General features: G+C 78.6%; 2 protein-coding genes. Both read right to left on the bottom strand.

Annotation, left to right across the window (positions count from 1 at the left end; all coding sequences use genetic code 11):
* Positions 1-99: 99 nt before the first annotated feature.
* Positions 100-825 carry an RNA polymerase sigma factor SigM gene (gene sigM / locus GV155_RS20210; RefSeq protein WP_160012103.1) on the bottom strand — a complete coding sequence of 242 codons (726 nt, stop codon included), beginning with the start codon at positions 823-825 and terminating at the stop codon, positions 100-102.
* A 32-nt stretch (positions 826-857) separates the two neighbouring features.
* Positions 858-1,721, bottom strand: an 864-nt coding sequence (locus tag GV155_RS20205; RefSeq protein WP_236554543.1) for a discoidin domain-containing protein, incomplete at its 5' end; no start/stop codon positions are given.

Below are 1,721 nucleotides of genomic sequence, written 5' to 3'. Positions count from 1 at the left end.
GTGGTGGGCCGGGTGGTGGGCCGGGGGACGGTCCATCGTCCCAGGCTGTCCGTGCGGACGTGGACGGCCCCGGGAGTCCCTCGGACCGCAGGACCGTGCCTAGGCCCGGGGCGGGGGCCCTCGTGGTGGCGTGGATGGGACGTGCCGGGACGCCGGGTGGTTCCCGGTGGACGGGAGCGGGCCGTCCGGGCCGTCCTCGGTGTCGTCGAGCAGCGGCCGGAGGAGCGTCGCGAGGCTCGCGCGCCCGCGCGAGCAGCGGGACTTCACGGTCCCGACCGCGCAGTCGAGCACCTCGGCGGCCTCGGCCACCGAGTACCCCTCCAGGTCGACCAGGACGATCGCGGCGCGCTGGGGAGCCGGCAGGGTGGCGAGCGCGGCGAGCACCCGGCGCCGGCGGTCCGCGGTCACGGCAGCCGCCGCGGGGTCCTGGGCGGAGGAGGACAGCCCGGCCGGTACGCCGTCCGCGGTGGTCCCGGGCCGGTCCGCGAGGTCGTCGGGCAGCGGGTCGGCGCGGCGTACCTTCGCCGCCCGGAGCCGGTCGAGGCACGCGTTGACGACGACGCGGTGCAGCCAGGTGGTGACCGCGGCCTCCCCCCGGAAGGTCGCCGCCCGGCGGTGGGCCGCGACCAGGGCCTCCTGGAGCGCGTCGGCGGCGTCCTCGGGGTGGCCGCAGGTGCGCAGCGCGACCGCCCAGAGCCGGTCCTGGTGGCGTCGGACCAGCACCCCGAAGGCCTCGGCGTCCCCGGCGACGTGGGCGGCGAGCAGCGCCGCGTCGTCGCGGGGGTCGGCCCAGCTGCCGGTGCGTCCCCCGGCCGGCTCAGGCACCGGGGGTCCCGGGCCTGCGGCACGGCCGGGACTCACGCACGGGGGACCTCCGTCACGGCGATCTCCCGCAGGCCGCCCGAGAACCCGCCGTCGACCGGTGGCAGCGCGGTCAGCCACACCACTAGGTAGCGGGCCCGGACCGGGTCCTCGAGCTCCAGGCCGGCCTCCTGGCCGGCGTCGTCGACGGAGGCGACGGCGGTGAGGCCGTCCACCCCGGTCGGGGGCGTGTCGGAGGCGAACACGGTGGCACTGGTGGGCGCGCCGTCGAAGGCGAGGTCGACCTCGGCGACGTCGCGCTCCTCGCCGAGGTCGATGGCGAGGCCCAGGCCCGTCTTGAGGCCGCCCGGGCCGAGCTGCTGGAAGTAGGTCAGGGTCGACCAGCCGGTCGCGGGGTCGCCGTCGACGGCCAGCGGTGCCTCCCCGTCGTCCTCCGAGCCCCCGCCCTGCGGATCGAGCAGGGTCGCCGTCAGGCCCTCGACGGCGACGGGGTCCGGGACAGCGGTCGCGGTCGGCGTCGGGGTGGTCGAGGGCTCGGGCTCCGCGCCCAGGGGGGTGCGCCCCCGGCCGAGGTTGTAGGCCACCACGGCGGCGACCAGGATCACCAGGAGCAGGGCGATGACGATCCCGACCCGCTGCGAGCGGCGCCCGGGCACCGGCTCCTGGACGGCCGGCAGCACGCCCGAGCCGGTCGAGTCCACGGCAGGGTCGCGCGACCCGGTGTCCCAGGGCCAGTACGTCGACCCGGTGGGGTTGCCCGCACCGCCCGCCGTGCCCGCCGCCCCGACCGCGGTGGTCGCGGTGGTCGCGGTGCCCGACGGCGCGTGCCGGGAACGGCGTACGGGGGCGCCGTCGGGCGGGTCGGGAGCGAAGAGCGGCCGCGCAGGTGGGTCCGGCGG

Source organism: Nocardioides sp. AX2bis (assembly GCF_902506435.1).
In the GTDB taxonomy this organism is placed as follows: Bacteria; Actinomycetota; Actinomycetes; order Propionibacteriales; family Nocardioidaceae; genus Nocardioides.
Note: the sequence above shows the minus strand (reverse complement) of the source record. Positions and strands in the feature narration are given on the sequence as shown.